This is a genomic window from Amycolatopsis sp. NPDC005232 (assembly GCF_040607795.1).
In the GTDB taxonomy this organism is placed as follows: domain Bacteria; phylum Actinomycetota; class Actinomycetes; order Mycobacteriales; family Pseudonocardiaceae; genus Amycolatopsis.
Genome location: NZ_JBEXHL010000005.1, coordinates 179,491 through 206,289, shown reverse-complemented (window position 1 = coordinate 206,289; position 26,799 = coordinate 179,491). Strand labels below are relative to the sequence as shown.

Genomic DNA, 26,799 nt, shown 5'->3' with positions numbered 1-26,799 from the left:
TCCCACGTGCTGAGTCCGATAACAAGACCGAGCCTGCCGCGGCGGGAACGCACCCCCGCCGCGGCGCCGGGCTCAGCCGGTGACCGAGATGTCGTCGAGCTGCTCGGCGGCCGGGCGGACCGGGTAGAGATCACCTCCCGGCGGGGCGGGGATGTGCGGGAGCGCGGCCTTCGCCTGGGCGTCACCCGCGTCGGCGGCGGCGTGGACGCTGTCGAGCGCCGCGTACTGCAGAAAGTTCAGGTCGGGCAGCGGCCACTGCGACGCCCCACCAGTCGCGGCGGGCAGCAGGTGGTCGACGGCCTTGAACAGGCTGCCGCCCTCCGGCGTCCGGTAGGCCCACAGGTCCACGCCGACGTGGCGGCCGATCTGCGCGAGGCGGGTCAGCGCGACGAGGTTGAACGTGTGGTAGTGGAAGCTGCGCGTGCGCGTCGACTCCTCGGGCTGGCTGCCGTCGGCCGCGATCTGGTGGTCAAGGCGGGTTTTCTCGGCGCCGACGACGATCTGCTTCGTGAGCGCCTTGTCGCCGGTGTAGAGCGCGATGCCGGCGGAGAGCATGTCGTAGAACGAGCCGTGGTTGTTGGTCTCGGCGGCTTCGTCCGTGCCGTTCTTGCTCGTGCGCAGCCAGGTCAGGAAGTCGCCCGACCAGCCTTTCATCGCCGTGGCGTCGGTCTTCGACCAGCCGGGCGCGCCCGCGTCGAGGATCCGCGCCGCGTCGAGGACCTGGGTGAAGGTGTAGGCGAACTCGATGATGCCGATGCCGCGGCCGTCGTTCTTGCACGGGATGCCCTGGGCGAAGTTCAGGTTCGGGTTCATCTTCGTGGCCGCGTCGAGGAACCAGGTGCGCAGGTCGAGTGCCGCGCGCTGCGCGTACTCGGGCTTACGCGTATAGAACCAGGCGAGCGAGAGCTGGTAGATCGAGCTGAACGCGGTGAGCCGCTCGGCCTTGTCGGGCACAGCGGTGGTCTCGGGGTTGAGCACGCCGTCGCGCTGGACGTAGGGGCAGCCCTGCGGGTTGTCGGCCGTCGCGGGCTGGCTGGGCCACCAGTACGGCGCGAGGCTCAGGTAGTCGTGCTTGTCGCCGCTCGGCGGCACGCGCTCCTTGTCGACGACCGTCCACGGGCCCTTGGTGAGCGCCGTGTCGGCCTGCTCGAGGAGGTCGGTCAGGGACGTGCGCAGGGTTCTGTCGCCGAGCAGCAACCCGACGCGGTTCTTCGTCAGCCGCGCCCCGTCGAGCACGACGGTGTCGGGCCGGCAAGCGAGCGAGACGATCGGCAGGTCGCACACCGACTTCGGTGGCTGCTGCGCCGGGGCGGCTCCGGCCGCGCCCGCGGTGGTGGTGAGCAGGCCGGCGACGGTGGCGAAGACGAGGGAGATCCGACCCAGCCGGAAACGGGACCGTGAAGGAGGCAGCACCGCAACTCCGTTCAAGTATCTGAATACCTAGCAGATATGTGAATTCAACTTAGGGAGTCGAACACGGGGAGCCCAGTCGGCAGCACGGCCTCACGTTACGAAACCACAGCTGCAGGCGCATCAATTGGCCACTGGTTGCGTTACATCTAGGCTTCCGCCATGCCGACGCTCTGCCTCACCTGCGGTGCACCGTTGCCGGCAGCGGCCGGGCGCCAGGGCGGACGACGGCCGCGGTTCTGCTCCGGCGCTTGCCGCCAGCGCGCGTACCGGCGGCGGGTGCGGGCGCGTCGGCCGGGGGCCGGGTGCACCGGCCGGCGAGCTGAGACGGCGACGCTGCGCCGGCTGCTCACGAGCCACCGGCTCGTGACGATCACGGGCCCGGCCGGCGTCGGCAAGACGCGGCTCGCGGCTGAGCTGACGGGCGCGGTGCGCGTCGATCCGTCCACTGTGGAGCTTCCGGCCGAGCTCGGGGACCTGCTCGTGCTGGACGGCTGCGAAGGCGGGCTCGACGCGTGCGCCGCGCTAGTCACGCGGCTGCTGCGTGAGCGCCCGGGCCTGCGGGTGGTGGCCACGAGCCGCGTCGCGCTCGGGGTCGAGGGTGAGCAGGTGCTGCCGATGCGCGGCCTCTCCCCCGCCGACGCGGCCCAGCTGCTCGTGGAGCGGATCCACCTGCTGGACCCGTTCCTCACCGTTGCGCCGGCCGACGTCACGGAGTTGTGCCGCGTGCTCGAAGGGGTGCCGGCGGCGCTGGAACTGGCCGCGCCGCGCGTGCGGCTTCTGGGCGTGGCCGGGGCGGCCGAAGGGCTCGCGACCGCCCTCGACCTGGCCCCGGGCAAGGTGCGCGCGGATCTCGAGAGCGATCACCGGCGGCTTTCGCCCGCCGAACGCGAGGCGTGGCACCGGCTTTCGGTGCTGCCCGGTCCGTTCGACCCGGAGCTGGCGGCCGTACTGGGCGCCGGACCCGAGGTGCTGGAGCGGCTGGTCGCGGTGTCGCTGCTGGTGCCCGACCCCGCCGCCGACGGCACGACCGGGCTGCGGCTGTGGGCGGCCGCGCGCGCGTTCGGCCGCGAGGCACTCGACGCCGAGGGTGGCACCGACGCCGCGTTCGAACTGCTGACGGCCCACCTCGTGGCGCAGGTCGAGCCGCACCTGCCGGCGTTCCTCCTGCCCGACGGTCTCTGCCGGCGGCTCGTCGCGCGCGCCGAGCCCGTGCTCGCGGTGATCCGCCGGCTCACCGGCCGCGGCGACGCCCGGCTCGCGGTGCTGGCGTGCGGGCTCGCGAGGTCGTGGCTCGCGCTGGGCCGCAACCTCGCCGACAGCGAACGGTTGCTGCGCGAAGCACTGCCGCACGTCGCCGATCGGCCGGACCTCACCGCGTCACTGCTGGCCGGGCTGTGCAAGGCCGCGCACCGCGCCGGCCGGTACGCCGAGCAGCTGCGCTTCGGGGAAGCGGCATTGGCGCTGGAGTCCACACTGGACCGCCCTGCTCGGCTCGCCTCGGTCCTCGACCTGCTCGCCGCCGGGCTGCGCGCGTCGGGAGCGGACGCCGCCGCGCGCTACCACGAGGCCTTGGCGATCGCGCGTGACCTCGCCGATCCGGCCGTGATCTCGTTGCTGCTCAACGACCTCGCGTGGAGCGCCCTGGAATCGGGCGACCTCGACGGGGCCCGCGAAGTGCTGGCCGAAGGCCTGCCCCTCGCCCGCACCCACGCGACACCCGGCCGGCTCGCGAGCGTGCTGCACACCGCCGGCGCCGTCGCCCTCGCCGCCGGCGACCACGCCACGGCCGAGGCGCGGTTCGTGGAGGCTCTGCTCGTCACGAATCCCACGGACGGCCTCAAAGTGCCCTACTTCACCGAAGGCGTCGCCGTCGTCCTCACGACCCGAGGCGAACACGAGCGCGCCCTGAGCCTCTTCGCCTGCGCCGACGCCGTCCGCCGGAGCCTGGGCGCCGTGGCGGAACCCGCGTGGCGCCGGCGGGTCCGCGACGCCCTGGACACCGCGACCGCTGGTCTGGACCCGCGCCGTGTTCGGGCGGCCACCCGCGCGGGCGCCCGCGTCTCCCTCGCCGCCGCCGTCGCCCACGCCCTCGACGCGAGCGCGCACTTCCACGCCACGGGCCACGGCGGGCTGACCCCCCAGGAGCACACCGTCGCCGCCCTGGTGACCGACGGGCTGACCAACCAGCAGATCGCGCGCCGCCTCGGCATCGCGCCCCGCACGGTCGCCACCCACTTGGAACGCATCCGGGCCAAACTGGGCGTGCGCCCCCGCTCGGCGCTGGCCGCGTGGTTCACCCGCACGACAGCCGAAACCGACTACTAGAGCGCGTGTCGGGTGGAGAGCGTGCCCACGATCGGGTGATCAACTCGGACCTCTCTGGCTGTCACACGCGCCGGGGCTGCCTCGTCTCCCTGACGACAACCGGGCTACCAGATGAGGACCCCCATGCAGGCCATCACCGTCCGCGAACGTGACGCCGGTGTCACCGGACTGTCCGTTGAGGACATACCTTGCCCACGCACGGCGGAGAACGACGTCCTCGTGCGGGTGCACGCGGCCGGCTTCACCACCGGCGAGCTGGATTGGCCTGGCACGTGGAACGACCGTGCCGGCCGGGATCGGACGCCGAGCGTGCCGGGCCACGACGTGTCGGGTGTCGTGGTCGAACTGGGCTACGGCACCACCGGCCTGACCGTGGGCCAGCGGGTGTTCGGGTTCGCCGACGACACCCGCGACGGCGCGCTCGCCGAGTACATCGCGGTGGAAGCCCGCAACCTCGCACCACTGCCGGCGGACCTCGACCACACCTTGGCGGCCGCGTTGCCGATTTCCGGGCTGACCGCGTGGCAGGGCCTGTTCGACCACGCGCGGCTCGCCGCCGGGCAGACCATCCTGATCCACGGGTGCGCCGGAGCGGTCGGCTCCCTCGCGGTGCAGCTGGCCCGCGAGGCGGGTGCCCGGGTCATCGGCACCGGCCGGGCCCGCGACCGCGAACGCGCCCTCGGCTTCGGCGTGGACACGTTCCTCGAGACGGACCGGCTGGAGGACGCCGGTGAGGTCGACGTGGTGTTCGACGTGTTCGGCGGGGAGATCCTCGACCGCTCCACCACTCTGGTGCGCGCCGGCGGCACGCTCGTCTCCATCGCCACACCACCCGAGATCCAGCCCGTGGACGGCCGGGCCCTGTTCTTCATCGTCGAGGCCGACCGAGCACGGCTCACCGACCTCGCGCAGCGGGTCCGCGACGGCCGGCTCGAGGTGGCCGTCGGCGAAGTGCGCCCGCTGGCCGAGGCGCCCGAGGCGTTCGGCTCCAAGCGCGGACCCGGCAAAACGATCATCCGCGTCACCGAGGAGCAATCATGAAGCACGCCAAGATCGCCGGTGTTGTGCTGGCCGTCGTCACGCTGGCCGGGGCCACCGCCTGCGGCAACTCGGACCGGCCCGCCGCGGGCGCCACGTCGACGCCCCCGCCGGCCAGTTCCGCGGCAGCCGATTCCGGCGCGGCGCAACGTCCCACCGACAAGTTGACGCCGCTGATCGAGCAGGCCCTGCCGGACGTGCCGGGCAAGACGTTCACCTCGGCCGTCGTCGACTTCCCGCCCAACGGGAAGGGCGTGCCACACCGGCACGGTGCGGCGTTCATCTACGCCTACGTCCTCGAGGGCGCCATCCGCAGCCAGCTCGAAGGCCAGCCCATGCAGACCTACCAGCAGGGCCAGGGCTGGGTCGAGCCGCCGGGCTCCCACCACGTCTTCGCCGAGAACACCAGCGCGACGTCACCCGCCAAGCTCCTCACGGTTTCCGTCTCCAACACCGGAGACCCGCTCAAGACCGACGACCCGCACTGACGAGTTCCCCACGCGCAGCACGAGGTTCGCGTGCCTCGAAGCGGCGGGACAGCCGGGTCGTCCACGGTCGCGGGACGTGCGCCACGCACGGATGCCGGCGACGCTGCGCGGCCCTACGCTGGACCCGTACGGAGGAGGATGCGATCTGCATGGGTGACGGGCACGCGTCCCGAAGGTCCGGACAACAGGACACGCTCGCTGCCGAGTGGGAGACGCACCGGCCCGCGGTCTTCGGCGTGGCCTACCGGCTGCTGGGGAGCGTGGCCGATGCCGAGGACGTGGCCCAGGACGTGTGGCTGCGGGCCGCCGCCGGGGCGGATCTGCACGAGGTCGCCGACCTGCGGGCCTGGCTGGTCACAGTCGCCGCACGACGGTCGTACGACATCCTCAAGAGCGCGCGGTCGCGCCGGGAATCCTATGTGGGGCCGTGGCTGCCGGAACCGCTGCTGACCGGGCCGGACGCCTCGGAACCGGTGCTCGTCGACGAGTCCGTGAGCACGGCGATGCTGCTGATCATGGAGGAGCTGAGCCCACCGGAGCGGGTGGCCTTCGTCCTGCACGACGTCTTCGGCTTCGAGTTCGGCCGGATCGCCGAAGTGCTCGACGTCTCCGTACCCGGCTCCCGCCAGCTCGCCTCCCGGGCGCGACGGCGAGTGGCCCAGGCGAAGCAGTCCACTCCGGACGCACCGAAGGAGGAACGCGAACGGCTGCTGACGACCTTTCGCACCGCCTACGAATCCGGCGACCTGACCGGCCTGGTCCGGCTCCTGCACCCGGACGCCGTCTACATCACCGACGGCGGCGGCAAGGTCACGGCGGCACGCAAGATCCTCCGCGGTGCCGAGCGCATGGCCGACGTGATGGTGCGAGTGGGCCGGATGTGGCGACCGGACCACATCGGGTTCATCGAGGTGGGCGGCGAGCTCGCCCTCGTGTGCCATTGGCAGGGCCGCGTCTACTCCGTCGACACCGTGCAGATCACCGACGGCCTGATCACCGCGTACCGCAGGGTGATCAACCCCGACAAGCTTTCTCACGTCTGAGCTCGGCGTCGTACCCGCGGGCGTGGATCTCAGTGCGAATCGCGCGGCACACCCGGGCCGCGGGAGCCGTGCAGGAAGTCGAAGTCCGCACCTTGGTGCGCCTGGGTCACGTGGTGCGTGTACAGCCACGTGTACCCGCTGACGTAAGGCGATTCCGGCGCCGACCACTCCGCACGCCGGGCCGCCAGCTCCTCGTCCGACACGTGCAGCGTCAGTGAACGCGCCGGAGTGTCCAGCGTGATCCGGTCGCCCGTGCGCACCAGGGCGAGTGGGCCACCCGCGGCGGACTCGGGGCTGACGTGCAGCACGACCGTGCCGTAGCCGGTGCCGGACATGCGGCCGTCGCAGATGCGCACGAGGTCGGTGACGCCGTCCTTGAGCAGTTTGGCCGGCAGGGGCACGTTGGCGACCTCCGGCATGCCCGGGTAGCCCTTCGGGCCGGCGCCGCGGATCACCAGGACGGTGTCGGCCGTGACGTCGAGATCCGGGTCGTCGGCGACGCGGTGGTAGTCCTCCGCGGTGTCGAACACCAGAGCCGGGCCGGTGTGCGTGAGCAGCTCCGGTGAGGCGGCCGACTGCTTGATCACCGCGCCGTCGGGCGCGAGGTTCCCGGTGAGCACGGCCGTGCCCGAACCCGTGGGCTGGAACGGCTCGGCCACCGGGGTGATCACCTCGTCGTTCCAGCACTCGGCGTCGGACACGTTGTCGGTCAAGGACTTCCCGGTCACCGTGACCGTGCCGCGGTGCAGCAGACCGGCTTCGGCCAAGCGCCGCACGACGACGGGCAGGCCGCCGGCGTAGCAGAAGTCCTCCATCAGGAACTTGCCCGACGGCATGAGGTTCACGAGCGTCGGCACGTCGCGGCCGAGCGCGTCGAAGTCCGCCATCTCCAGCGGCACGCCGACGCGGCCGGCGAGCGCCAGCAGATGGATGATCGCGTTGGTGGAGCCGCCGATGGCCGCGTTCACCCGGATCGCGTTCTCGAACGCCTCACGGGTCAGGATCGACGACGGGCGCAGTTCCTCGTCCACCATCGCCACGATCCGCTGCCCCGCCGCCTGCGCCGTCTCGAAGCGGCGCGCGTCGACGGCCGGCCACGTCGCCGAGCCGGGGAGCTGCATGCCGAGCGCCTCGGCGAGGCACGCCATGGTGGACGCGGTGCCCATGGTCATGCAGTGGCCGTTGGACCTTGCCATGCAGCCCTCGGCGAAGAAGCACTCCTCCTGGCTCATCCGCCCGGCCTTGAGCTCCTCCTCGAACTTCCACACGTGCGTGCCGGACCCCACGTCCTCACCGCGGAACTTGCCGTTGAGCATCGGCCCGCCGGTCACCATCACCGCGGGCAGGTCCACGCTCGCCGCGCCCATCAGCATCGCCGGGGTGGTCTTGTCGCAACCGGACAGCAGCACCACACCGTCGAGCGGGTTGGCGCGGATGAGCTCCTCGACCTCCATCGCCATCAGGTTGCGGTAGAGCATGGCGGTAGGGCGCATGAGCGTCTCGCCGGTGGCCATCGTCGGGAACACCAACGGGAACCCACCGGCCTGCCACACGCCGCGCTTCACCGCCTCGGCCACGCGCGTGAGGTGCACGTTGCACGGCGCCAGCTCCGACGCGCTCGTCGCGATCCCGATCACGGGCCGGCCGTCGAACACGTCCGAGCCGAAGCCCTGCGACCGCATCCACGACCGGTGGATCATCCCGGCGCGGCCCGACGCGCCGAACCAAGCCGCGCTGCGTCGCTCGCCCTGCCGTTGCTCCACACGAACCTCCCGTGCCCGGTGCCCGAACCCCCACTCCACCGCAGACCACGCGGCGGGGGCAAGTGATCAGCCCTTGACCGACCCGGTCAGCCCACCGACGATCCGGCGTTGCGCCACCACGAAGAACCCCAGCGCCGGCACCATCGACAGCGCGGTGAACGCCAGCACCCGCGCTGTGTCCTGCGAATACTGCGATTGGAACGTCGCCACGCCCAGCGGCAGCGTGAAGTGCGCGCTGTCGTTGAACACCAGCAGCGGCAGCAGGTACGCGTTCCAGCTCGTGACGAACGCGAGCACCGCCACCGTGGTCAGCGCGGGCGCCGAGAGCGGCAGCATGATCCGCCAGAAGAACCCGAGCCGGCTCGCGCCGTCGAGCACGGCCGCGTCCTCGAGCTCCCCGGGCACGGCGTGCATGAACGGCCGCAGGATCACGATCGTCACCGGCAGCGAGAACGCCGCCTCCGGGATCGCGACGCCCAGCGGGTTCTCCAGCAGCCCGAGCTGGCGCAACCACAGGTACAGCGGCAGCGTGGCGACGCCCAGCGGGAACAGCAGGCCGAGCGTGAACAGGACATACACGACTTCGCGGCCTTTGAAGGCGTAGCGGGACAAGGCGAACGCCGCCATCGAACCCAGGCCCACGGCCAGCACCGTCGCGATCACCGCGATCAGCGCGCTGTTGCCGAGGAACCGCCAGAAGTCCGGGGAGGTGACCACACTGCGGTAGTTGTTCCACACCCACGGCCCCGGCAGGCCGGCCGGGTCGGTGTTGAGCTGGCCGTTGGTGCGGAAGCCGCCGAGCACCACGAACAGCAGCGGCACCACCGTGACCACCACGACGACGACCGCGGCCGCGTAGCCCGCGACCAGGCCCCAGCGCCGCCCCGCCACGTCAGCCCACCACCCTGGTCAGCGCACCCGCGGTGTCACGGCGAAGCGCGAACCGCTGGTACAGCAACGCGAACACGAAGCAGACCGCGAACAGCACCACGGCGACCGCGCTGCCGAAGCCGAACTCGTAGCGCTTGAACCCGTGGTCCACCAGATAACTGGCCATCGTGGTCGACGCGTTGGCCGGACCGCCCAGCGTCATGATCCACACGAGGTCGAACAGCTGCAGCGAACCGATCACGCTCAGGAACACCCAGATCCGGATCGTCGGGCCGAGCAGCGGCAGCACCACGTGCCGCGTGGTCTGCCACGCGGTGGCACCGTCGAGCGCGGCGGCTTCCCGCAGCTCCGGCGGCACGCCCTGTAGGCCCGCGAGCAGCAGGATGATGCCGAAGCCGAGGTACTTCCAGGTCATGACCACGAACAGCGTGTACAGCACGATGCCCGGGTCCGCGAGCCACTGGTGCACGAGCCCGCCCAGGCCCACGCCGCGCAGCAGCTCGTCCACGAACCCGTTGGGCTGCAGCATGAGCAGCCAGATCACGGCGGTGATCGCCTCCGACAGCACGTACGGCGCGAACACGACCATCCGCAAAAACGTGCGGCCCTTGAGCTTGCGGTCCAGCAGCAGCGCGATGCCGATGCTCAGCGGCAGCTGGATCACGATCGAGAGCACGGCGATGACCACGTTGTGCGCGATCGCGCCACGGAACACCGCGCCGCCGAACGCGTCGGCGTAGTTCTGGAACCCGACGAAGTCCGTGAGCGGGCCGAACCCGTTCCACGAGTACAAGCTGTAGTACACCGCGATGCCGATCGGCACGAGCACGAACCCGGCGAACAGCACCAGCGCGGGGCCGAGCAGCAGCGCCAGCTCGAGCCGGGTGCGGCCCCGGCGCCGCGACGGGCGCCGGGGTGCACTGTGGACGGTCCGCGCGAGCGGCCGCGGCGGAGCGGGAGCCGCCATCACTTGTTCCCGGTGGCGGCCTGGTTCACGGCCTGCACCACCGCTTCCGGGTTGCCCTGCCCCGCGAACAGGTTCGCGACGGCGTCGTTGAGCGCCTGCCCGACGGCGGTCGGGAACGCGCGGTCGAAGTACATCTGCACGTACGACGCCTTGCGCGTTTGCTCGGCCACGGCCTTGAGTGACTCGCTCTTCAACGACGCCACGGCGTCGGCGTTCACCGGCAGGCCCGAGCCGGCCTCGGCGATCTTCTGCTGCACCGGCGTGCTCGTGAGGTACTGCAGGAACCCGGCGCACGCGGCCGCGGCGCGCGTCGTGCACGAGAACCCGTCGCCGCCACCGAGCAGCACGGCGGGGTCACCCGCGCCGCCGGGCACCGACGGGAAGGGGAACCAGCCGAGCTTCGAGTCGAGGTCCTTGTCGTCGGTGAGCGAGGACATCGTGCTCGGGTCCCAGTCGCCCTGCAGCTCCATCGCGGCCTTGCCGTTGGCGACGAGCCCGGCCGAGCTGCCGGCGCCCTGCTGCGCCGGCGTGCCGTTGAAGCCGGTCTGGAAGGGCTGCGTCGCGAGGAAGCCCTGCAGGTCCTGGCCGGCCTTGACCCAGCACGGGTTCTGCAGTTTTACGGCCGTGATCTCGTCCTTGAGCACCTGCGCGGAGCACGCGCGCACGGCGAAGTAGTCGTAGTAGAACGCGTCAGGCCAGCGGTCCTTGCCCCCGAGCGCGATGGGCGCGATGCCCGCGGCCTTCAGTTTGCCGATGGCGGCGTTGAAGTCCGCCATGGTCGTCGGCGGAGCCGTGATCCCGGCCTGCGCGAACAGGTCCTTGCGGTACCAGAACCCGACGACGTGCTGCACGTACGGCACGCCGTACTGCTTCCCGCCGACCTGCCAGCCCTGCGCCGTCGGACCGACGCTCCCGATCCAGCTCTGCACCGACGACGTCAGGTCGGCCACGCGACCCGAGTCAACCTGCGAAGCCTCGTCCCCGCCGCCCCACTGCTGGTAGAGGTCCGGTGGCGTGTTCGACTGCAGCGCCAGCGGCACCTTCGTCGGGAACTCCTCGTTCTGGATCGGCTGCACCGTGAACGACACGTCGGGGTGCGCCTTGTGGTAGTCGTCGGCGACCTGCTGCCACAGCGACCGCACGGGTTCCGCGGTGCCGTTGTGCCACCAGGTCAGTGTGACCGGTCCCGACGCGGCGGCCGGGCCTTCGTCGCCACCTCCCCCGCACGCGGACAGCACGAGCGCGGCTGCCGCGACGAGCGCGGCGAGGGGAAATCTCCGGCTGGGACGCATGACGAATCCACTCCTGACGACTTCGGCCGAGTTGGACGGGGCGTGACGGCACCCGGGATGGCGAAGAGTCTGCGCGCCCGAAATTCCCGTGTCAATCGTTGTCGATAACGTTTTACATCGCTAGGCTGAGCCGGTGCAGCCCCGTTCCCGTGTCACGATCCGTGACGTCGCCGCCCGTGCCGGAGTATCGGTCGCGACGGTGTCCAAGGTGATCAACCAGCGCTACGGCGTCGCCGCCGACACGTTCGCGCGCGTCCGCGCCGTGATCGACGAGCTGGGGTACGAAGCGAGCCTCGTGGCGCAGAGCCTGCGCAACCACAAGACCAACGTGATCGGCATCCTCGTGGCCGACCTCGAGCCGTTCAGCACCGAACTGCTCAAGGGCGCGGCCGACGCGATACGCGGCACCGGGTTCGAGCTCGTCGTGTACTCCGCGGGCGGGCGCACCGGCGACCCGGTGGGCTGGGAGCGCCGGTACCTGTCGCGGCTGAGCGGCACGCTCGTCGACGGCGCGGTGCTCGTGACGCCCGCGGCCGAACTCGAAGGCCTGCCCGGAACTCCGGTCGTCGCGGTCGATCCGCACACCGGGCGCTCGCCGCTGCCGGCGATCGTCTCCGACAACCTGCGCGGCGCGCAGCTGGCGACCGAGCACCTGCTGGAGCTCGGGCACCGGAGGATCGCGCTGCTCGCGGGCCGGCCGGACCTGCAGTCCGCCCAGCTGCGCGAAACCGGCTACCGGCGCGCGCTGGCCGCGGCCGGCGTCGAGGTGGACGAATCCCTCGTCGTGGCCGGTGACTACGACGGCGAGCTGGCGGCCACGTCGGCGAGGGAGCTGCTGACCCGCCCCGACCGGCCGACGGCCGTGTTCGCCGCCAACGACACCTCCGCGATCGCGACCCTGGCCGCCGCCGCGGCACTGGGCCTGCGCGTACCGGACGACGTGTCGGTGGTCGGCTTCGACAACATCCCCGAGTCGGCGCTGTGCACTCCCCCGCTCACCACGGTGCAACAGCCCATCCGCGAGATGGGCCACCGCGCCATCACCGTCCTCATCGGACTCATCAACGGCGACCCCGAGGAGCGTGAGCCCGTGGTGCTCGACACGGAACTGGTGGTGCGCTCGTCGAGCGCCGCGCCGCGGGCCGGCTCGTGACGACCGAGACCGCGCCCGAGCCCTGGCGCGACCCGCGGCTGCCTGTGGCCGAGCGGGTCCGCGATCTCGTGGCCCGGATGACCACGCGCGAGAAAGTGGCGCAGCTGTCGGGAATCTGGGTCGGCATGGACTCCGGTGGCGAGGTCGCGCCGCACCAGCACGACTTCGCCCACGACCCGCCGGACTGGGACGCGCTCGTGCCGCACGGGGTCGGGCAGCTGACCCGTGCGTTCGGCACGCGGCCGGTCGACCCGGAGATCGGCGCGCGGGGACTCGCGCGGACGCAGGAGGAGATCGTGGCGCGCGGGCGCTTCGGCATCCCTGCCGTGGTGCACGAGGAGTGCCTCACGGGCCTGGCGGCGTGGCAGGCCACGGTGTATCCGGCGCCGCTGTGCTGGGGCGCGAGCTTCGACCCGGACCTCGTGGGGCGCATGGCCGAGAAGATCGGGCGGACGATGCGGGCCCTCGGCGTGCACCAGGGGCTGGCGCCGGTGCTGGACGTCACGCGGGACCTGCGCTGGGGCCGCGTCGAGGAGACCATCGGCGAGGACCCGTACCTCGTGGGCACGATCGGCGCGGCCTACGTCGCCGGGCTCGAGTCGGCCGGGATCGTCGCGACGCTCAAGCACTTCGCGGGCTACTCCGCGTCGAAGGCCGGGCGCAACCTCGCGCCGGTGTCGGTCGGGCCACGCGAGCTCGCCGACGTGCTGCTGCCCCCGTTCGAGCACGCGCTGCGCGCCGGGGCGCGGTCGGTGATGAACTCCTACACCGACCTCGACGGGCTGCCGGCCGCGGCCGACCCGGAACTGCTCACCACGCTGCTGCGCGAGCGCTACGGATTCACCGGCACGGTGGTGTCCGACTACTTCTCCGTGGCGTTCCTGCACGCCCTGCACCACGTCGCCACCGGAGCGGCGGACGCGGCGGGGCAGGCGCTGAGCGCGGGCATCGACGTCGAACTGCCCACAGTGGACTGTTACGGCACGCCGCTCCTGGCCGCGCTGGCCGACGGCAGCGTCGAAGAGTCTCTTGTGGACCGTGCACTGCACCGCGTGCTGACGCAGAAGTTCGAGCTGGGCCTGCTGGATCCCGAGTGGTCGCCCCACCCGGCCGTGACCGAGCTGGACGACGCCGAGTCGCGGACGCTCGCGCGAGAGCTCGCCGAGCGGTCGGTGGTGCTGCTGTCGAACACCGGAGCGTTGCCGCTGCGTTCCGGTGTTCGGCTGGCGGTCGTGGGCCCGCGCGCGGACGAACCGGGCGCGATGCTCGGCTGCTACTCGTTCCCGATGCACGTCGGCGTCCACCACCCGGACGTGCCGTTCGGCCTCGACGTGCCCACCGTCGCCGAGGTACTGCGGGAGTCGTTCGACGTCACCTTCGCCGAGGGCTGCGGCGTCACCGGCGGCACGGACGAAGACCTCGCCGCGGCCGTCGAGGCGGCCGCGGCGGCGGAGGTCTGCGTCGCCGTACTCGGCGACCGGGCGGGCCTGTTCGGCGGCGGCACGTCCGGCGAAGGCTGCGACGCTGCCGACCTGCGGCTGCCCGGCCGGCAGGAGGAACTGCTCGAAGCGGTGCTGGCGACGGGCACACCCGTGGTGCTGGTGCTGTTGTCCGGCCGGCCCTATGAGCTCTCGCGCCAGGTCGAGCGCCTGGCGGCCGTCGTGTGCGGGTTCTACCCGGGTGAAGAGGGCGCGGCGGCGCTCGCCGGGGTGCTCACGGGCCGGATCGAGCCGTCGGGCCGCCTGCCGGTGAGCTTCCCCGCCGCCGGGGCGAGCCAGCCGTCGACCTACCTCGGCGCGGCGCTGGCCGCGCGCAGCGACGTCAGTTCGGTCGACCCCACGCCCGTGTTCCCGTTCGGGCACGGTCTCACCTACCACCCGGCCACGTGGGTCTCGGTGGCCGGCGGGCCCGTGTGGCCGGCCGACGGCTTGTGCCGGGTGAGCGTGACGCTGTACAACCCGCACGACACGGAGACGTCGGAAGTCGTGCAGGTCTACCTCCACGATCCGGTCGCCGAGGTCGCGCGCCCGCTGCGGCAGCTGATCGCCGCCCCGCGCTTGACGCTCCCGCCCGGGCAGACCCGCGTGGTGCACCTGGACCTGCACGCGGACCTCGCCTCCTACACCGGGCGGGCCGGCGACCGGATCGTCGACACCGGGCCGGTGGAGCTGCTCGTGGGGCCGTCGAGCGCCGTCGCGCACTCCGTGCTGACGGTGCCGATCACGGGCGCGCGAAGGCTCGTGGGATTCGACCGCGTGCTCCAACCGCTGGTCACGGTGGTCCCCGGCTGATAACTCGCTGAGAAGTCCGGCAAACGGGACACTCCTTGGGCCTGCCCGGCGTTGAACCAGGTGAACGACCCACCCTGAGGAGTGTGTGATGAGCCTGATCGGAACGCTGGTCGGGTACGTGCTGACCCTGTTCATCCTGCTGCTGATCGCGCGCATGATCCTGGACTGGACGCGCCTGGCGACGACCGGGCCGCCCTGGCTCGGGAAAGCGCGCTACTACAGCCACCGCGCGACCGAGCCCGTGATCGCGCCCGTGCGCCGCGTGCTGCGGCCCGTGCGCGCCGGCGGGCTGTCGATCGATCTCGCGTTCACCGTGGTGTTCTTCGCGGCGGTGATCGTGCGGTCGATCGCGTTCGCCCTGTGACGGCTGCCCCTCACCGCCCGGGCGAGGGGCAGCACCTCACGGCCTGCGCGAAATCGGTCCGGATGCCGGGAAAACACCACCTCGTCCCGCTTCCTGGTACGGCTACCGGTCGGGGGCCGGGGTGGGTGATAGTCGGCTCGTGACCCAGGTGCTCCCCGTTCTCCCGCAGACGGCCCCGCCGGACCCCGAGCCTGCCGCCGGCCGGGTGCTCTACCGCGACGCCGTGGTCGCTCCCCTGCTCGGCTACCGGCCGCTGCTGCTCGACCTCGCCGTGCCGGCCGGTCCGCCGCCGCCCACCGGGTGGCCGGTGGTCGTGTTCGTGCACGGCGGCGCGTTCGCCGTGGGTTCGCCCAAGCACGCGCCGCTCGGGCGGTACCTCGCGGAACGCTTGCCCGCGGCCGGGTTCGCCGTGGCCTTGGTCCACTTCAGACACAGCCGCGAAGCGGTGTACCCGGCGCAGCTGCACGACGTGAAGGCCGCGGTTCGCTGGCTGCGTCACCATCACCCGGCGCTGGCGCTGGACCCGGAGCGGTTCGCCGCTTGGGGCCACGCCGCGGGCGGGCACCTCGCGGTGATGCTCGCCGTGACCGGCGGCCGGCCGGAGCTGGAAGGCGACATCGGCGTGCTCGGCCCGGACAGCGACGTTCAGGCGGCTGTGGCGTGGAGCCCGCCGTCGGACTTCACGCGGCTGCCGCCGCCTCCGCCGAGCTCACCGTTCCACGCCACCGGCGAAGACCCGCACGCGTGGCTGCTCGGAGGCGCGCCCGCGCAGCACCCGGCGCTCGCCGCCGCGGCCAGCCCGCTCACGCACGTGAGCGAGTCCGCCGCGCCGTTGCTGGTCGTGCACGGCACCGCCGACGACGTCGTGCCCATCACCCAGAGCGAAACCCTCGTCGCCACGTACTGGCAGGCAGGCGCCGATGCCGAGTTCAAGTGGCTCGAGGACGCCGGCCACATCTACGGTCTCGGTACCCGCGAAACCATGACCACCGCGGGCATCGACTTCCTCCGCGAACGGCTCGGCGCTCCGAGCCCGAGGACGCGGAGCGCCGAACACCACAGCGCCGGACAGAACTGAGACCTACAGCTGCACACCCCGCGTGAGAGCGCCGTCGGCCACCAGGTTGGTGCCGGTGATGAACGAGGCCAGCGGGCTCGCCAGCACGGTCACCGCGTAGGCAATCTCCTCCGGCGTGCCCATGCGGCCCATCGGGTTGAGGCCCAGTGCCTGGTTGAACAGCTCCGGGTTGCCGCTCTCGGTGCTGTGCCAGATGCCGCCCTCGAAGTAGGTGTTGCCGGGCGACACCGTGTTGGCGCGGATGCCCTTCGGCGCCAGCTGCAGCGCCAGGCCCTGGATGTAGTGCACGACGGCGGCCTTCATCGTCCCGTACGCGGGGGCGGCGAAGTCGATCTCGCGGCCCGAGACGCTCGAGATGGCGATGATCGAGGCGGCCTCGCTGCGTTCCAGGTGCGGCAGCGCGGTCTCGGCGACGCGCACCGTGTGCATGAGGTCGACCTCGAAGCTGGCGCGCCAGTTCTCCTCGGTCGGGCCGATGGCCAGGGCGCTGACGTTCGCCACGACGATGTCGAGGCCGTTCAGGTCGGCCGCGGCACGCTCGACCCACGCGGTCAGCGCCGCGCCGTCGGCGACGTCCACGGCCTCGCCCGACACCGTCGCGCCGGCGTCGCGAAACTCCTTCTCCGTGGCGCGCACTTCGGATTCGGTACGCGCGCAGAACGCCACCGCGGCGCCCTCACCCGCGAGCGAGGCGACGACCGCGCGCCCGATCCCCTTGGTACCGCCGGTCACCAGGGCTTTGCGCCCGGCCAGCCGCAGATCCATGCGTTTTCCTCCTAGAGCTTCGCGGCCTGCTCGCGCAGGTACCGGTGCATTCCGCCGTACGCCTCGCCCGTGGGCAGCAAGCGCTTGGCGATCTTGGTGACGGCGCTGTAGTTCGCGTCGACGACGTTGGCCAGCGGGGCCTGGCTGATCTGCGTGAGCAGCTGGTAGGCGTCGAGCGGGTCGAGCCCGTAGAGCTCGCCGAGCCAGCCGATCATGCCGTGCTGGCTCGAGCGCCACGCGTCTTCCAGCGGGCGTGAGGAAGCGACCACCACGTAGTTCTCGTCCTGCTCGATGCGCGGCCACACCGGCGCACCGCCCTTGATCAGCTCGACGATCAGCGTCACGTTCATGGCGCCTTCCACGGCCGTGCCACAAGCCTCGCCCTCGCCCTGGCGGTAGTGCCCGTCGCCGACCGAGAACAGCGCGCCCGGCACGTTCACGCCGAGGTAGCAGGTGGCGCCCGCCTTCATCTCGGGCGTGTCCATGTTGCCGCCGAACATGTCCGGCACCAACGACGTGCGCACTTCACGCCCCGCCGGGGCGACGCCGACCGTGCCGAGCATCGGCTCCACAGGCAGGTCCACGCGGAAGTCGCCGCGCAGCGCCTCGAACACCACGACCTGCTTCTCGCGGTCGAGCTGGTAGATCCAGGTCAGCTCGGGCAGCGGCTCGTGCAGCATCGCCGTGCGGTCGGTGGCGGTGAGCCCGCCGAAGAACGGGATGGTCGCCGACGCGGCCCAGTCGCGCGCCGGTTCCAGGTCCACGAAGTGCAGCGCCAGTGTGTCACCGGGTTCCGCGCCGTCCACAAAGAACGGTCCCGTCTGCGGATTGACCTCCCGCATGTCGAGTTTTTCACTCGGCTTGTCCGACGCGCTCTGCAACCGGCCGCTGAACGCGTCCTCCGTCCAGAGCTTCATCAGAGTGCCGGGTTTGACCCGGCGAATTGGTTGCGCCCCACCGAAAGTCCACGCGTACTGCTCGCGTTCGGGGGTGAACTCGACGATCTCCACCGCGGCTCCTCAAGACAGTGGCATTCCCGGCCCCCCGCCGCGGTCGATCTTGCCCACCCGGGCGTCCGCAGGCAAGTCAGCGCGCCGGGCCCTTCACGCAGATGGTTCGCTTTCCTAGCATGGACCGCCTGACGTGACGGGGGGAACGTCCCACGCCGCGCCACCTGTTCACCGGCGAACAAGGAAAGGCGGCAAGAAATTCATGGCAGGCAACAAAGCGGTCAGCTACGTGGAACCGGGCAAGGTCGAGGTCGAGTCGATCGAATACCCCGGCTTCGTGCTCCGGGACGGGCCCGGGGTGAACCCGGCCAACGTGGGCCGAGAAACCCAGCACGGGGTGATCCTGAAGAACATCGCGACCAATATCTGCGGCTCCGACCAGCACATGGTCCGCGGGCGCACGACGGCACCGCAGGGACTGGTACTGGGCCACGAGATCACCGGCGAAGTGGTCGAAGTCGGTCGCGACGTGGAATTCATCAAGCAGGGCGACGTGGTTTCGGTGCCCTTCAACATCGCGTGCGGCCGGTGCCGCAACTGCAAGGAGGGCAAGACCGGGATCTGCCTGAACGTGAACCCGGACCGGCCGGGTTCGGCCTACGGCTATGTCGACATGGGCGGCTGGGTCGGCGGCCAGGCCGAGTACGTGATGGTGCCGTACGCGGACTGGAACCTGCTGAAGTTCCCCGACCGTGACCAGGCGATGGAGAAGATCCTGGACCTCACGATGCTGTCGGACATCTTCCCGACCGGCTTCCACGGCTGCGTCACGGCGGGTGTCACGGTGGGCTCGACGGTCTATGTGGCGGGAGCCGGCCCGGTAGGGCTGGCCGCCGCCGCGTCGGCGCAGCTGCTCGGGGCCGCGGTCGTGATCGTGGGCGATCTCAACGCCGAGCGGCTCGCCCAGGCGCGCAGCTTCGGCTGCGAGACCGTCGACGTGTCGCAGGGCGATCCGAAGGACCAGCTCGCCGCCATCGTGGGTGAGCCGGAGGTCGACTGCGCGGTCGACGCCGTCGGGTTCGAGGCGCGGGGGCACGGCCGGGAGTCGGCCACCGAGCACCCCGCGGAGGTGCTCAACTCGCTGATGGACCTCACGCGCGCCGGCGGGGCGCTGGGCATTCCCGGCCTGTACGTGACGGGCGATCCCGGTGCCGCCGACGAGGCAGCGCGCCAGGGCTCGCTGTCGATCCGGATCGGGCTTGGCTGGGCGAAATCGCACTCGTTCACCACGGGCCAGTGCCCGGTGATGAAGTACCACCGGCAGCTGATGATGGCGATTCTGAACGACCGCGTGCAGATCGCGAAGGCTGTGAACGCGACACCGATCGCGCTCACCGAGGCGCCGCGCGGCTACCACGAGTTCGACCAGGGCGCGGCGCGCAAGTACGTGCTGGACCCGCACGGTCTGCTCAACTGAGCACCATCCGGTGGGGTGGCGTCGCGACGCCGCTCCACCGGCTCGGCTCAGACCTTAACCAGGTTTTCGGTCTGTTCCAGCGGCGTCTGGTCGACCGCGGCACCGTAGAAGGCGATCTTCATCCGGATGTGCTCCTGGTGCCCGCGCAGCCGGTCGATCTGCTCGGTCACGCGCGTCTCGTGGTCCTGCAGCACGGCGAGGCGTTCGGCCTGGGTGTCGTCGCCCTCGCGCAGCAACTCCACGTAACGCAGCATCTGCGCGATCGGCATCTCGGTGTCGCGCAGGCAGCGCAGCAGGTGCAGGAACCGCAGGTCGTCCTCGGTGAAGCGGCGGCGCCCGCCCGCGGTGCGGTGGACGTCGCGCAGCAGGCCGATGCGTTCGTAGTAGCGGAGCGTGTCGATGCTGAAGCCGGTCCGGGCGGTCACTTCGGAGGGTGAGTAGGAATCCACCCGTCCAGACTCCCACCTGGAGCGCGCTCCAGGTCAAGCTCCGGGTCCGGGACTTGACCCGGACCTCGGTCCGGGTTGTTCGCTCGGGGCATGACTGGTTTGGACGACTACCGGCCCCTGGGCCGTTCCGGGCTGCGGGTCTCGCCGCTGGCCCTGGGTGCGATGACGTTCGGCCCGAGCGGCCTCTCCTCCGACGACGCGACCTCGCGCGACGTGTTCCGCACCTACGTCGGCGCCGGTGGCAACTACGTCGACACAGCCGACAACTACAGCGACGGGCGCAGCGAGGAGCTCGTCGGCGAGTTCCTGCGCGAGGTGCCCGACCGCGACGAGCTGGTGCTGGCCACGAAGTACTCGGGCCCGCGGTTCGTCGACGGCGAGCCGGTGCGCGAAGTCCTGGGGCGCAGCAACGGGCGCAAGAACATGATCGCGTCGCTGGAGCGGTCGCTGCGGCGCCTGCGCGTGGACCACGTGGACCTGTACTGGCTGCACGTGTGGGACGGGTTCACCCCGGCGGAGGAGGTCGTCGCGGCTTTCGACGACCTCGTGCGCGCGGGCATGATCCGCGCGGTGGGGCTGAGCGATGTGCCCGCGTGGTACGCCACGAAGGCCGCGATGCTCGGCGGCCCGCCGATCACGGCGATGCAGCTGGAGTACTCGCTGGTGGAGCGCGCGATCGAGACCGAGCACCTCCCGCTCGCCGCGGAGTTCGGCATCGCGGTACAGCCCTGGAGCGCGCTGGCCGGCGGCTTCCTCACCGGCAAGTACTCTCGCGACGGCGCCGGGTCCGGCCGGCTCGACGGCACGAAGCACTCCGAACGGCGCTGGGCGGTGCTCGACGCTGTCCGTGAGGTCGCCGCGGAGACCGGCCACACGCCGGCGCAGGTCGCGCTGCACTGGGGTGCTGCGGCGGCCCGGAATCGCGGGCACCCTCGTCGGGGCGCGCTCGGCGCGGCAGCTCACGGACACGCTCGGGGCGCTGGCGCTGGACCTGCCGGCCGCGGTGCTCGACCGGCTCACGGAGGTGAGCGCGCCCGAGCTGCCGTTCCCGCACAACATCCTCGCCCGGTTTTCGTAAGGGCCGGTCAGCCCTCGCCGCCGATCCGGTCCACTGTGGACGCCGGTCCGAACTCCGATTCGAAGCGGGCCAGGAGATCGGCCAGCAGCGTGTTGAGGGCCGTCAGGCGGTCGGGTTCGAGTGCGCCGGCGAAGAGGCCGCGTTCGTCGTCGGTGCGCTGCTTCGTGGCGGCGGCCCAGCGGGCGCGGCCCTTGCGGGTGAGACGGATCGGGCGGCTGCGTCCGTCGGCGGCCGCGACGCGTTCGACCAGCCCCGCGCGGGCGAGCCGGTCGATGCGGACGCTCACGGTGCCCGACGTGACCCCCAGCAGGTCACCGAGCTCCTTGGGCGTGAGCACCGGCGGTTCTCCGGAGCGGTGCAGGGCCGAGAGTGCCTGCCAGTCGCCGGGGGTGAGGTCGTGGGCGGCGGCCGCGCGGCCCAGCACCTGCTCGAACTGCCGCGACAGCCGGCCGATCCGCTGGCGCGCGGCCTCGACGTCCGCGTCGACCCCGGTGGGCATCACGCGCAGCCACGCCGCGAGGCCGGCGCCGACCGAGTCCTGGTCCACTGGACACTCCCTTGAGTCTCAAGGTAGTTTGGTTTGAGTATCAAGATACCGCGAATCGAGGAGACGGACATGAGCCGGGTCTGGTTCATCACGGGCACGAGCGCCGGTTTCGGGCGGGTGCTCGCCGAGGCGGTGCTCGCGCGGGGCGAGCGGGTCGTGGCCACCGCGCGAGACGTCGAGTCGGTGAAGGACTTCGCCGACCGTGCGCTCGTCGCGCGCCTCGACGTGACCGACCCCGCGTCGATCCGCTCGGCCGTCGACGCCGCGCTCGCCGAGTACGGGCAGATCGACGTCCTCGTGAACAACGCGGGCCACGGCCTCATCGGCGCGCTCGAAGAGCTCACCGACGAGCAGACGCGCAAGGTCATGGAGACCAACGTGTTCGGCGTGCTCGCCGTGACGCGCGCCGCCCTGCCCCACTTGCGCGCGCGGCGCAGCGGGCACATCGTGCAGCTCTCGTCGGTGGGCGGCGTCGTCGGCAACCCGGGCCACGCGATCTACGCGACGTCGAAGTTCGCGCTGGAAGGCCTGTCCGAAGCCCTCGCCGGCGAGGTGGGGCCGCTCGGGATCCGCGTCAGCATCGTCGAGCCGGGCCCGTTCCGCACCGAGTTCGCCGGCCGGTCCATGACGTTCGCCGACCCGATCGCCGACTACGCCGACACCCCTGCCGGCCGGCTGCGCTCGCAGTTCTCCGGACAGGACGGCCACCAGCCCAACGACCCCGCCCGCGCCGCCGCGGCCATCCTGAAGCTCGTCGACACCCCCGACGCACCGCTGCGGCTGCCACTCGGGCCCGAAGCGGTCACGCGAATCAGGGCGAAGCTGGAGAAACAGCTGGCGGACTTGGCGGAGTGGGAGGCTCTGGCACTCGACACCCGCTATCCGGACGCGTGAGTCGTTCCTTCTGCCGAGCCGCGCACTTCCGGTGAAAGCGATCGCCACCGGAATTGTCGGTGCCGGGCGCTAACGTGCCCGGCGTGACGATTCTGGGGTTCTGTGAGGACGACGAGTACCTGCCCGAATACGGGACCGTTGTGTTCCGCGACGTGTACCGCGAGGACGGTCTGCCCTCGCTGAGCACCGAGCTGCTCGGCGAGCTCGCGACCAACGCGTTGTCCGGCACGGTCGCGACTGCGGGCGACGGGTGGCTGCACGGCACGGCCGGCGATCCCTACCAAGCGGTTCGCTGGGAAGCGCACGACGAGCCGCCCGACGTGCGGCTCGGGGACTGGGAAGACATCGTCGAGACGCCGTTTCACAGCCGCTCGGGGGTCGTGAGCCTGGGAACGCTGACGGGTGGGACCTTCGGCGACGAACTGAGTCTCGGTGCGAAGGGACTCTTTCGCGTCCGGGTGTGCCGAAAAGCCGCGGACGGCGGCGAAGAAGGAGACGTCTGGCTGATCCAGTCCTGGCCGGTGCCGGGCACCCCGGAGGCACCGCGGTGGCTGAAACGCACACGTGCGGCGGTTCGCTCGGCGAACCCGGGGTGGCAGCAGGTGCTCGGTTATCACGTCATCGAGGTGTCGTGGTTCCTCACGCTCGCCGGTATGCAACGTCCGGACGGCTGGCTCGACGAACCGCTGCCCGACGAGCCACGGCGGTCGGCCGGGGTGTGCGCCCAGCTGGGTGTCGATCCGCCGCGCACGCGCCGGGACGCGATCCCGCTGCTGGTCGCCGCGGGGCTGATCGTGGACGACGGTGCCGGAAGATTCTCCCCGGGCGCGCCACGGCGGGCCACGGAAGCGCTCGACTTACCAGGTGAACTGGCGGCCCGGGTGAATGCCGACGCGGTGCGCAGCGCGTACATCTGGCTCGCCGCCGATGTCACCGGCATCGCCGCCTGGTCGAATCCGGCGCGCATCGAGGACCTGGCCGCATTGCTGGCTGTCCCTGGGGAAACGATCGAACCGCTACTCGAGTACGCGGCCGAAGACAAACTGATCCGACGGGGAAACGGCACTGTCACAGCACTTCCTCGCCCGCCGCTGCGAACCGGGCTGGTACCGCGGGTCGCCCCCCGGAGCGTTCGCAGGGAAGAACCGGTGACCGTGGCCGGTGCTCCGCCGCGTGCGGGGTTCATCGCCGCCGATGGCACGGTCGTCGTGTGGCGCGCCGGGGAACCTGTCGTCCTGGGCCGGGTCGACAGCGACTACCGCTACCGCGCGTTCGAGACCCCGGCAGGCATCTACGTCACCGCCTCAGCCGGGCAAGGACAACTGATGACCTGGGCCGGGGCCGGGACCCGGCTTCCGGTGGACCTGGGCTTCCAGCCCGTTCGCAGCGCGGACGGACAGCACTTGGCCGGAGTGCAGATGCACACCGGCCGGCAACCGTGGGATCAAGTGCACTTCTTCGACGTGACAACGGAGGAAGCGTGGAGCCTGCCGAGATCGGAAAACCTCACGCGCCACGTCCTGGGCATCCACGACGGCGCTGTCTACTTCTTCACCAGGTCGGGCGGAGCGGTGTTCACCACCTCTCGCTGGGTTCCGGGCCGAGAACCCGTGGATCTCGCCTCGCCGGTGCATCGACTCGATCCTCTGTCTGGCGCCGACGTGCGCGAAGACGCGCAGGGATTGGCGGTGTTCACCGCGTCGGGCGAGCGGCAGCGGACGGTGGACACCCCGCGCGGCCGCTTCGTCCCGGGTGGCGCGAGCATGTATTCGTTCCAGCACAACCCGCTCACTTTGATGCTGCTCGACCTGACCACCGGGACCATCACCGAACACCCGCTCCCCGAGGGCTGCGAGGTCGGCGAAATCCCGCCGACCGCCCCGATCTGGGAAACCCCCGACACGCTCGTCTTTTCCCAGCCACACCACGCGTCGACCCGCCGCATCATCCGGTGGCACCTGCGGCGAGAGGCGTTCGAGCACTTCGACCTGCCCGAGATCGCTGGATACCGGCCGTTCCTGATCGAACCGATGCTCGCCTGATCGAGGGCCTCGCCCCGATGCCGGCAACCTCCCACCAGAGCCCCAGATCACCCGGTCAGAAGCATGGCCATGATCCGAACCACCATCGGGCAGAGCCACATCGACCCCGGACGCGTGAGTCAGAAGCGGTAGCGCAGCACGCACGTCCCCCGCCTGGCCACCGCCGTGCTGCGGGCCGCCAGCCGGGTGAACCAGCGCAGCGCCGGCGGCTGCAACGCGACCTCGGGCGCGCGGGACGCGAACTGCTCGTCGACCAGCTCCAGTTGCGGCACCCAGCGCTGCGGGGCGCGCGGGTCGTCGAAGCCGGGGTTGGTCACGACGCCCGCGATGGAACCGGTGCCGCGGTAGTGCTTGATGGCCCAGACGTGGAAGCGCGTGTAGCTGTTGAACGCGATCTCGCCCGTCGGGAAGCGCCCGGCGATCCCGGCGAGCAGGGCGACGAACGCGTCCTGCGGCAGGAAGGCGACGAGCCCGTCGGCGACCGCGACGGCGGGCCGGTCGGCCGGGATCCGCTCGAGCCACGCCGGGTCGGTGAGGTCGGCGGCCACCGGGTGGACGTTCGCGGGCGGCGGCAGGAGCCGTTCGCGCACCGAGACGACGGCGGGCAGGTCGAGGTCGTACCAGTCCACTGTGGAGGGTGGCCGCACGCGTTCGATCCGGCCGTCGAGGCCGCAGCCGAGCTCCAGCACCACGGCGTCGGGGTGGCGGCCGACGAACGAGCGCACCACGTCGTCGAGCATGCGCGAGCGCACGGCGATGTCGAACACCTGGCTCTTCACCAGCGGCCCCGCGGCGGGGTCGTGCCCGAGCGCCGCCACGACGCCCGCGGCCGTGGGGTCGCCGAGCACCGGGCGGGGTGCGCGGGCGTCGAGCGCGCGGCCGTCGAGCGTGAGGTACAGGCTGTTCTCCACCGCGGTGAACGCCGTCGTGTCCATGGTGACCCCCTTTTCCCGATCCGGAAACTACGACTGATCACCGGGTCCGTCAACTCGGGTTTTCCTTGTGTTGCAATGGCTGGCACGAGTGCAACGGGGCACCTTTGTTGCAATGACGGGGTACGCTCGGGCGCATGCCGGGAAGCCGTCTGACCCACGAGGACCGTCAAGGCGTCGCCGAGGGGCTGAAAGCCGGGCTCTCCTACGCCGAGATCGCGCGGCTGCTCGGGCGACCGACGTCGACCGTGAGCCGGGAAGTCCGGCGCAACGGCGGCCCGCGCGGCTACCGGGCCGACCACGCCCAGGAGGCCACGCACGAGCGGGGCCGGCGCGTGCCCGCGGGCGCGCCGGCGGTGAGCGGGTTCGAGGAGCGGTTCACGGAGATGATGGTCCACACCGGACTCCCGCGCATGCCGGCCCGCGTCCTCGCCACGCTCCTCACCAGCGACCGGCGCACGCTCTCCGCGACGGACCTCGTGGCGCGCGTGCGCGTGAGCCCGGCGTCGGTGTCCAAGGCGATCGCGTACCTGGAGCAACTGGAGCTCGTCCGCCGCGTCAGCGAGCCCGGCAGCCGCGAGCACTACCGGGTCGACGACGACGCGTGGTACCGCTCGTGCCGCCGCGAAGCCGACATCTGCACCGCGTGGGCCACCTCGGCGCGCAAAGGCGCCGGCCTGCTGGCCGGCTCCCCCGCCGCCGCGCGGCTGGCCGCGATGGGCGACTACTTCGACCACGTCGGCCGCGACCTCGCCGACTCGGCCGAACGGTGGCGGCACGTCTTCGCCGCGGGGTGAATCAGGACGCGGCGGACATCCCGCCGTCGATGGTCACGATGGTGCCGCTGATGTAGTCCGCGCGGGCCGAGGCCAGGAACGCCACCAGGTCTGCGACCTCGCCCGGCTCGGCGACCCGGCGCGAGGGCAGCGCGGCGAAGCTCGCGTCGACGTCGTCGTTGGCCGCGCGCATGGTGGTGATCCGCTCGGTCGCGACCGGACCGGGGTTCACGCCGACCACGCGCACGCCGTCGCGCGGGCCCTCGGCGCCGAGCGCCCGGGTGAAGGCCATCAGCGCCGCGTTGCCCGCGCCGCCGGCGATGTACTCCGGCTTCGGCCGCTCACCGCCGGCACCGATCACGTTGACGATCACACCGCGGCCCTGCTCACGAAGCCGCGCGTAGACGAGCCGGGTGAGGTCGACGTAGCCGAAGACCTTGAGGTCCCACGCGTGCCGCCACCGGTCGGGGCCGACCTGGTCGAGCGTGCCGGCCGGGATGTCGCCGGCGTTGTTCACGAGGATGTCGGCGTCGGCCGTGGCCTCGGCGAGCCGTTCGAGATCGGCCGTTTCGCGCAGGTCGACGACGTGCACGGTCACCTCGACCCCGTGCGCCTCCCGCAGCCTCCGGGCGAGGGCTTCGAGCGCCTCGCCGCTGCGCGCGGCCAGGTGCAGGTGGCTGCCCTCGGCGGCGAGCACCTCGGCCACGGCCGCGCCGATGCCCTTCGACGCGCCGGTCACCAGGGCGCGCCTGCCGCGGAGTTTCAGGTCCATCGGTTGTCCTC

Annotated in this window: 24 protein-coding genes and 1 pseudogene; 14 read left to right on the top strand and 11 right to left on the bottom strand. The window is 71.6% G+C overall.

Annotated features, from left to right (window positions below; translation table 11 throughout):
- Nucleotides 1-72: 72 nt before the first annotated feature.
- On the bottom strand, nucleotides 73-1,413 hold the full coding sequence (locus ABZU76_RS12285; protein ID WP_354867975.1) for an alginate lyase family protein: 1,341 nt from the start codon (nucleotides 1,411-1,413) through the stop codon (nucleotides 73-75).
- A gap of 159 nt (nucleotides 1,414-1,572) precedes the next feature.
- On the opposite strand from ABZU76_RS12285, the gene ABZU76_RS12280 reads away from it, so the two are divergent.
- The 4 genes from ABZU76_RS12280 (at nucleotide 1,573) to sigJ (ending at nucleotide 6,307) form a co-directional block, all read left to right on the top strand.
- Nucleotides 1,573-3,738 carry a LuxR C-terminal-related transcriptional regulator gene (locus ABZU76_RS12280; RefSeq protein WP_354867972.1) on the top strand — a complete coding sequence of 722 codons (2,166 nt, stop codon included), beginning with the start codon at nucleotides 1,573-1,575 and terminating at the stop codon, nucleotides 3,736-3,738.
- 123 nt (nucleotides 3,739-3,861) lie between these two features.
- Nucleotides 3,862-4,779 (top strand): NADP-dependent oxidoreductase, encoded by a 918-nt coding sequence (locus ABZU76_RS12275; RefSeq protein ID WP_354867970.1) that lies wholly within the window; start codon nucleotides 3,862-3,864, stop codon nucleotides 4,777-4,779.
- Nucleotides 4,776-5,264, top strand: a complete 489-nt coding sequence (locus tag ABZU76_RS12270) for a cupin domain-containing protein (RefSeq protein WP_354867967.1) — start codon at nucleotides 4,776-4,778, stop codon at nucleotides 5,262-5,264. Before ABZU76_RS12275 ends, ABZU76_RS12270 begins: the two co-directional genes overlap by 4 nt.
- Nucleotides 5,265-5,413: 149 nt before the next feature.
- Complete coding sequence (gene sigJ / locus ABZU76_RS12265) at nucleotides 5,414-6,307, top strand: RNA polymerase sigma factor SigJ (protein WP_354867965.1); 894 nt, start codon at nucleotides 5,414-5,416, stop codon at nucleotides 6,305-6,307.
- A gap of 29 nt (nucleotides 6,308-6,336) precedes the next feature.
- Here the strand turns inward: sigJ and ABZU76_RS12260 are convergent, their stop codons facing one another.
- The 4 genes from ABZU76_RS12260 to ABZU76_RS12245 form a co-directional block, all read right to left on the bottom strand.
- Nucleotides 6,337-8,070, bottom strand: a complete 1,734-nt coding sequence (locus ABZU76_RS12260; RefSeq protein ID WP_354867963.1) for an IlvD/Edd family dehydratase — start codon at nucleotides 8,068-8,070, stop codon at nucleotides 6,337-6,339.
- Nucleotides 8,071-8,136: 66 nt separating this feature from the next.
- Nucleotides 8,137-8,961 carry a carbohydrate ABC transporter permease gene (locus tag ABZU76_RS12255; protein ID WP_354867961.1) on the bottom strand — a complete coding sequence of 275 codons (825 nt, stop codon included), beginning with the start codon at nucleotides 8,959-8,961 and terminating at the stop codon, nucleotides 8,137-8,139.
- Nucleotide 8,962: 1 nt separating this feature from the next.
- Nucleotides 8,963-9,928: a sugar ABC transporter permease gene (locus tag ABZU76_RS12250; protein WP_354867958.1), complete on the bottom strand. Its 966-nt coding sequence runs from the start codon at nucleotides 9,926-9,928 to the stop codon at nucleotides 8,963-8,965.
- Nucleotides 9,928-11,220, bottom strand: a complete 1,293-nt coding sequence (locus tag ABZU76_RS12245) for an extracellular solute-binding protein (protein ID WP_354867955.1) — start codon at nucleotides 11,218-11,220, stop codon at nucleotides 9,928-9,930. The genes ABZU76_RS12250 and ABZU76_RS12245 overlap by 1 nt, the downstream gene beginning before the upstream one ends.
- 133 nt (nucleotides 11,221-11,353) lie before the next feature.
- Here ABZU76_RS12245 and ABZU76_RS12240 point away from each other — a divergent pair, with 133 nt between their 5' ends.
- From ABZU76_RS12240 to ABZU76_RS12225, 4 genes are all read left to right on the top strand, one after another.
- On the top strand, nucleotides 11,354-12,373 hold the full coding sequence (locus ABZU76_RS12240; RefSeq protein ID WP_354867953.1) for a LacI family DNA-binding transcriptional regulator: 1,020 nt from the start codon (nucleotides 11,354-11,356) through the stop codon (nucleotides 12,371-12,373).
- Nucleotides 12,370-14,664 carry a glycoside hydrolase family 3 N-terminal domain-containing protein gene (locus ABZU76_RS12235; RefSeq protein ID WP_354867951.1) on the top strand — a complete coding sequence of 765 codons (2,295 nt, stop codon included), beginning with the start codon at nucleotides 12,370-12,372 and terminating at the stop codon, nucleotides 14,662-14,664. Before ABZU76_RS12240 ends, ABZU76_RS12235 begins: the two co-directional genes overlap by 4 nt.
- A gap of 88 nt (nucleotides 14,665-14,752) precedes the next feature.
- Entirely contained in the window at nucleotides 14,753-15,028 is a 276-nt protein-coding gene (locus ABZU76_RS12230) for a YggT family protein (RefSeq protein ID WP_354867948.1), read from the top strand.
- 139 nt (nucleotides 15,029-15,167) lie between these two features.
- On the top strand, nucleotides 15,168-16,106 hold the full coding sequence (locus ABZU76_RS12225) for an alpha/beta hydrolase (protein WP_354867945.1): 939 nt from the start codon (nucleotides 15,168-15,170) through the stop codon (nucleotides 16,104-16,106).
- Nucleotides 16,107-16,109: 3 nt separating this feature from the next.
- Here the strand turns inward: ABZU76_RS12225 and ABZU76_RS12220 are convergent, their stop codons facing one another.
- Nucleotides 16,110-16,871 carry an SDR family oxidoreductase gene (locus tag ABZU76_RS12220; protein WP_354867942.1) on the bottom strand — a complete coding sequence of 254 codons (762 nt, stop codon included), beginning with the start codon at nucleotides 16,869-16,871 and terminating at the stop codon, nucleotides 16,110-16,112.
- An 11-nt stretch (nucleotides 16,872-16,882) separates the two neighbouring features.
- A complete protein-coding gene (locus ABZU76_RS12215; RefSeq protein ID WP_354867940.1) occupies nucleotides 16,883-17,881 on the bottom strand; it encodes an acetamidase/formamidase family protein in 999 nt (332 codons plus the stop codon).
- A gap of 202 nt (nucleotides 17,882-18,083) precedes the next feature.
- Here ABZU76_RS12215 and fdhA point away from each other — a divergent pair, with 202 nt between their 5' ends.
- Nucleotides 18,084-19,298, top strand: coding sequence for a formaldehyde dehydrogenase, glutathione-independent (fdhA, locus tag ABZU76_RS12210; RefSeq protein ID WP_354867937.1), 1,215 nt, complete (start codon nucleotides 18,084-18,086; stop codon nucleotides 19,296-19,298).
- Between the two features lie 47 nt (nucleotides 19,299-19,345).
- Here fdhA and ABZU76_RS12205 read toward each other — a convergent pair whose 3' ends face one another.
- On the bottom strand, nucleotides 19,346-19,747 hold the full coding sequence (locus tag ABZU76_RS12205) for a MerR family transcriptional regulator (RefSeq protein WP_354867935.1): 402 nt from the start codon (nucleotides 19,745-19,747) through the stop codon (nucleotides 19,346-19,348).
- A gap of 90 nt (nucleotides 19,748-19,837) precedes the next feature.
- On the opposite strand from ABZU76_RS12205, the pseudogene ABZU76_RS12200 reads away from it, so the two are divergent.
- Both ABZU76_RS12200 and ABZU76_RS12195 read left to right on the top strand, forming a co-directional pair.
- Nucleotides 19,838-20,602: pseudogene (locus ABZU76_RS12200) on the top strand (aldo/keto reductase); the annotation flags it as partial.
- 46 nt (nucleotides 20,603-20,648) lie between these two features.
- Complete coding sequence (locus ABZU76_RS12195; protein WP_354867932.1) at nucleotides 20,649-20,825, top strand: hypothetical protein; 177 nt, start codon at nucleotides 20,649-20,651, stop codon at nucleotides 20,823-20,825.
- Between the two features lie 7 nt (nucleotides 20,826-20,832).
- Here the strand turns inward: ABZU76_RS12195 and ABZU76_RS12190 are convergent, their stop codons facing one another.
- Complete coding sequence (locus ABZU76_RS12190; RefSeq protein ID WP_354867929.1) at nucleotides 20,833-21,372, bottom strand: MarR family transcriptional regulator; 540 nt, start codon at nucleotides 21,370-21,372, stop codon at nucleotides 20,833-20,835.
- 69 nt (nucleotides 21,373-21,441) lie between these two features.
- On the opposite strand from ABZU76_RS12190, the gene ABZU76_RS12185 reads away from it, so the two are divergent.
- Together ABZU76_RS12185 and ABZU76_RS12180 are read left to right on the top strand one after the other, a co-directional pair.
- The gene (locus ABZU76_RS12185) at nucleotides 21,442-22,266 is read left to right on the top strand and encodes an oxidoreductase (RefSeq protein WP_354867927.1); all 825 of its coding nucleotides are present in this window, start codon (nucleotides 21,442-21,444) and stop codon (nucleotides 22,264-22,266) included.
- Between the two features lie 83 nt (nucleotides 22,267-22,349).
- On the top strand, nucleotides 22,350-24,308 hold the full coding sequence (locus tag ABZU76_RS12180; RefSeq protein ID WP_354867924.1) for a hypothetical protein: 1,959 nt from the start codon (nucleotides 22,350-22,352) through the stop codon (nucleotides 24,306-24,308).
- Nucleotides 24,309-24,427: 119 nt separating this feature from the next.
- Here ABZU76_RS12180 and ABZU76_RS12175 read toward each other — a convergent pair whose 3' ends face one another.
- Nucleotides 24,428-25,243, bottom strand: coding sequence for a class I SAM-dependent methyltransferase (locus tag ABZU76_RS12175; protein WP_354867921.1), 816 nt, complete (start codon nucleotides 25,241-25,243; stop codon nucleotides 24,428-24,430).
- 134 nt (nucleotides 25,244-25,377) lie between these two features.
- Between ABZU76_RS12175 and ABZU76_RS12170 the strand changes: the two genes are divergently transcribed.
- Entirely contained in the window at nucleotides 25,378-26,037 is a 660-nt protein-coding gene (locus ABZU76_RS12170; RefSeq protein WP_354867918.1) for a helix-turn-helix domain-containing protein, read from the top strand.
- 1 nt (nucleotide 26,038) lies between these two features.
- Here the strand turns inward: ABZU76_RS12170 and ABZU76_RS12165 are convergent, their stop codons facing one another.
- Nucleotides 26,039-26,788: a short-chain dehydrogenase/reductase gene (locus tag ABZU76_RS12165; protein WP_354867915.1), complete on the bottom strand. Its 750-nt coding sequence runs from the start codon at nucleotides 26,786-26,788 to the stop codon at nucleotides 26,039-26,041.
- Nucleotides 26,789-26,799: the final 11 nt, after the last annotated feature.

Bases quoted from the DNA above. Each gene is read 5' to 3' on its own strand.
- ABZU76_RS12185 (WP_354867927.1), top strand. From the start codon at position 21,442: ATGAGCCGGGTCTGGTTCATCACGGGCACGAGCGCCGGTTTCGGGCGG.
- ABZU76_RS12165 (WP_354867915.1), bottom strand. From the start codon at position 26,788: ATGGACCTGAAACTCCGCGGCAGGCGCGCCCTGGTGACCGGCGCGTCG.
- ABZU76_RS12280 (WP_354867972.1), top strand. From the start codon at position 1,573: ATGCCGACGCTCTGCCTCACCTGCGGTGCACCGTTGCCGGCAGCGGCC.
- ABZU76_RS12175 (WP_354867921.1), bottom strand. From the start codon at position 25,243: ATGGACACGACGGCGTTCACCGCGGTGGAGAACAGCCTGTACCTCACG.
- ABZU76_RS12230 (WP_354867948.1), top strand. From the start codon at position 14,753: ATGAGCCTGATCGGAACGCTGGTCGGGTACGTGCTGACCCTGTTCATC.
- ABZU76_RS12170 (WP_354867918.1), top strand. From the start codon at position 25,378: ATGCCGGGAAGCCGTCTGACCCACGAGGACCGTCAAGGCGTCGCCGAG.
- ABZU76_RS12250 (WP_354867958.1), bottom strand. From the start codon at position 9,928: ATGGCGGCTCCCGCTCCGCCGCGGCCGCTCGCGCGGACCGTCCACAGT.
- ABZU76_RS12245 (WP_354867955.1), bottom strand. From the start codon at position 11,220: ATGCGTCCCAGCCGGAGATTTCCCCTCGCCGCGCTCGTCGCGGCAGCC.
- fdhA (WP_354867937.1), top strand. From the start codon at position 18,084: ATGGCAGGCAACAAAGCGGTCAGCTACGTGGAACCGGGCAAGGTCGAG.
- ABZU76_RS12275 (WP_354867970.1), top strand. From the start codon at position 3,862: ATGCAGGCCATCACCGTCCGCGAACGTGACGCCGGTGTCACCGGACTG.
- sigJ (WP_354867965.1), top strand. From the start codon at position 5,414: ATGGGTGACGGGCACGCGTCCCGAAGGTCCGGACAACAGGACACGCTC.
- ABZU76_RS12220 (WP_354867942.1), bottom strand. From the start codon at position 16,871: ATGGATCTGCGGCTGGCCGGGCGCAAAGCCCTGGTGACCGGCGGTACC.
- ABZU76_RS12270 (WP_354867967.1), top strand. From the start codon at position 4,776: ATGAAGCACGCCAAGATCGCCGGTGTTGTGCTGGCCGTCGTCACGCTG.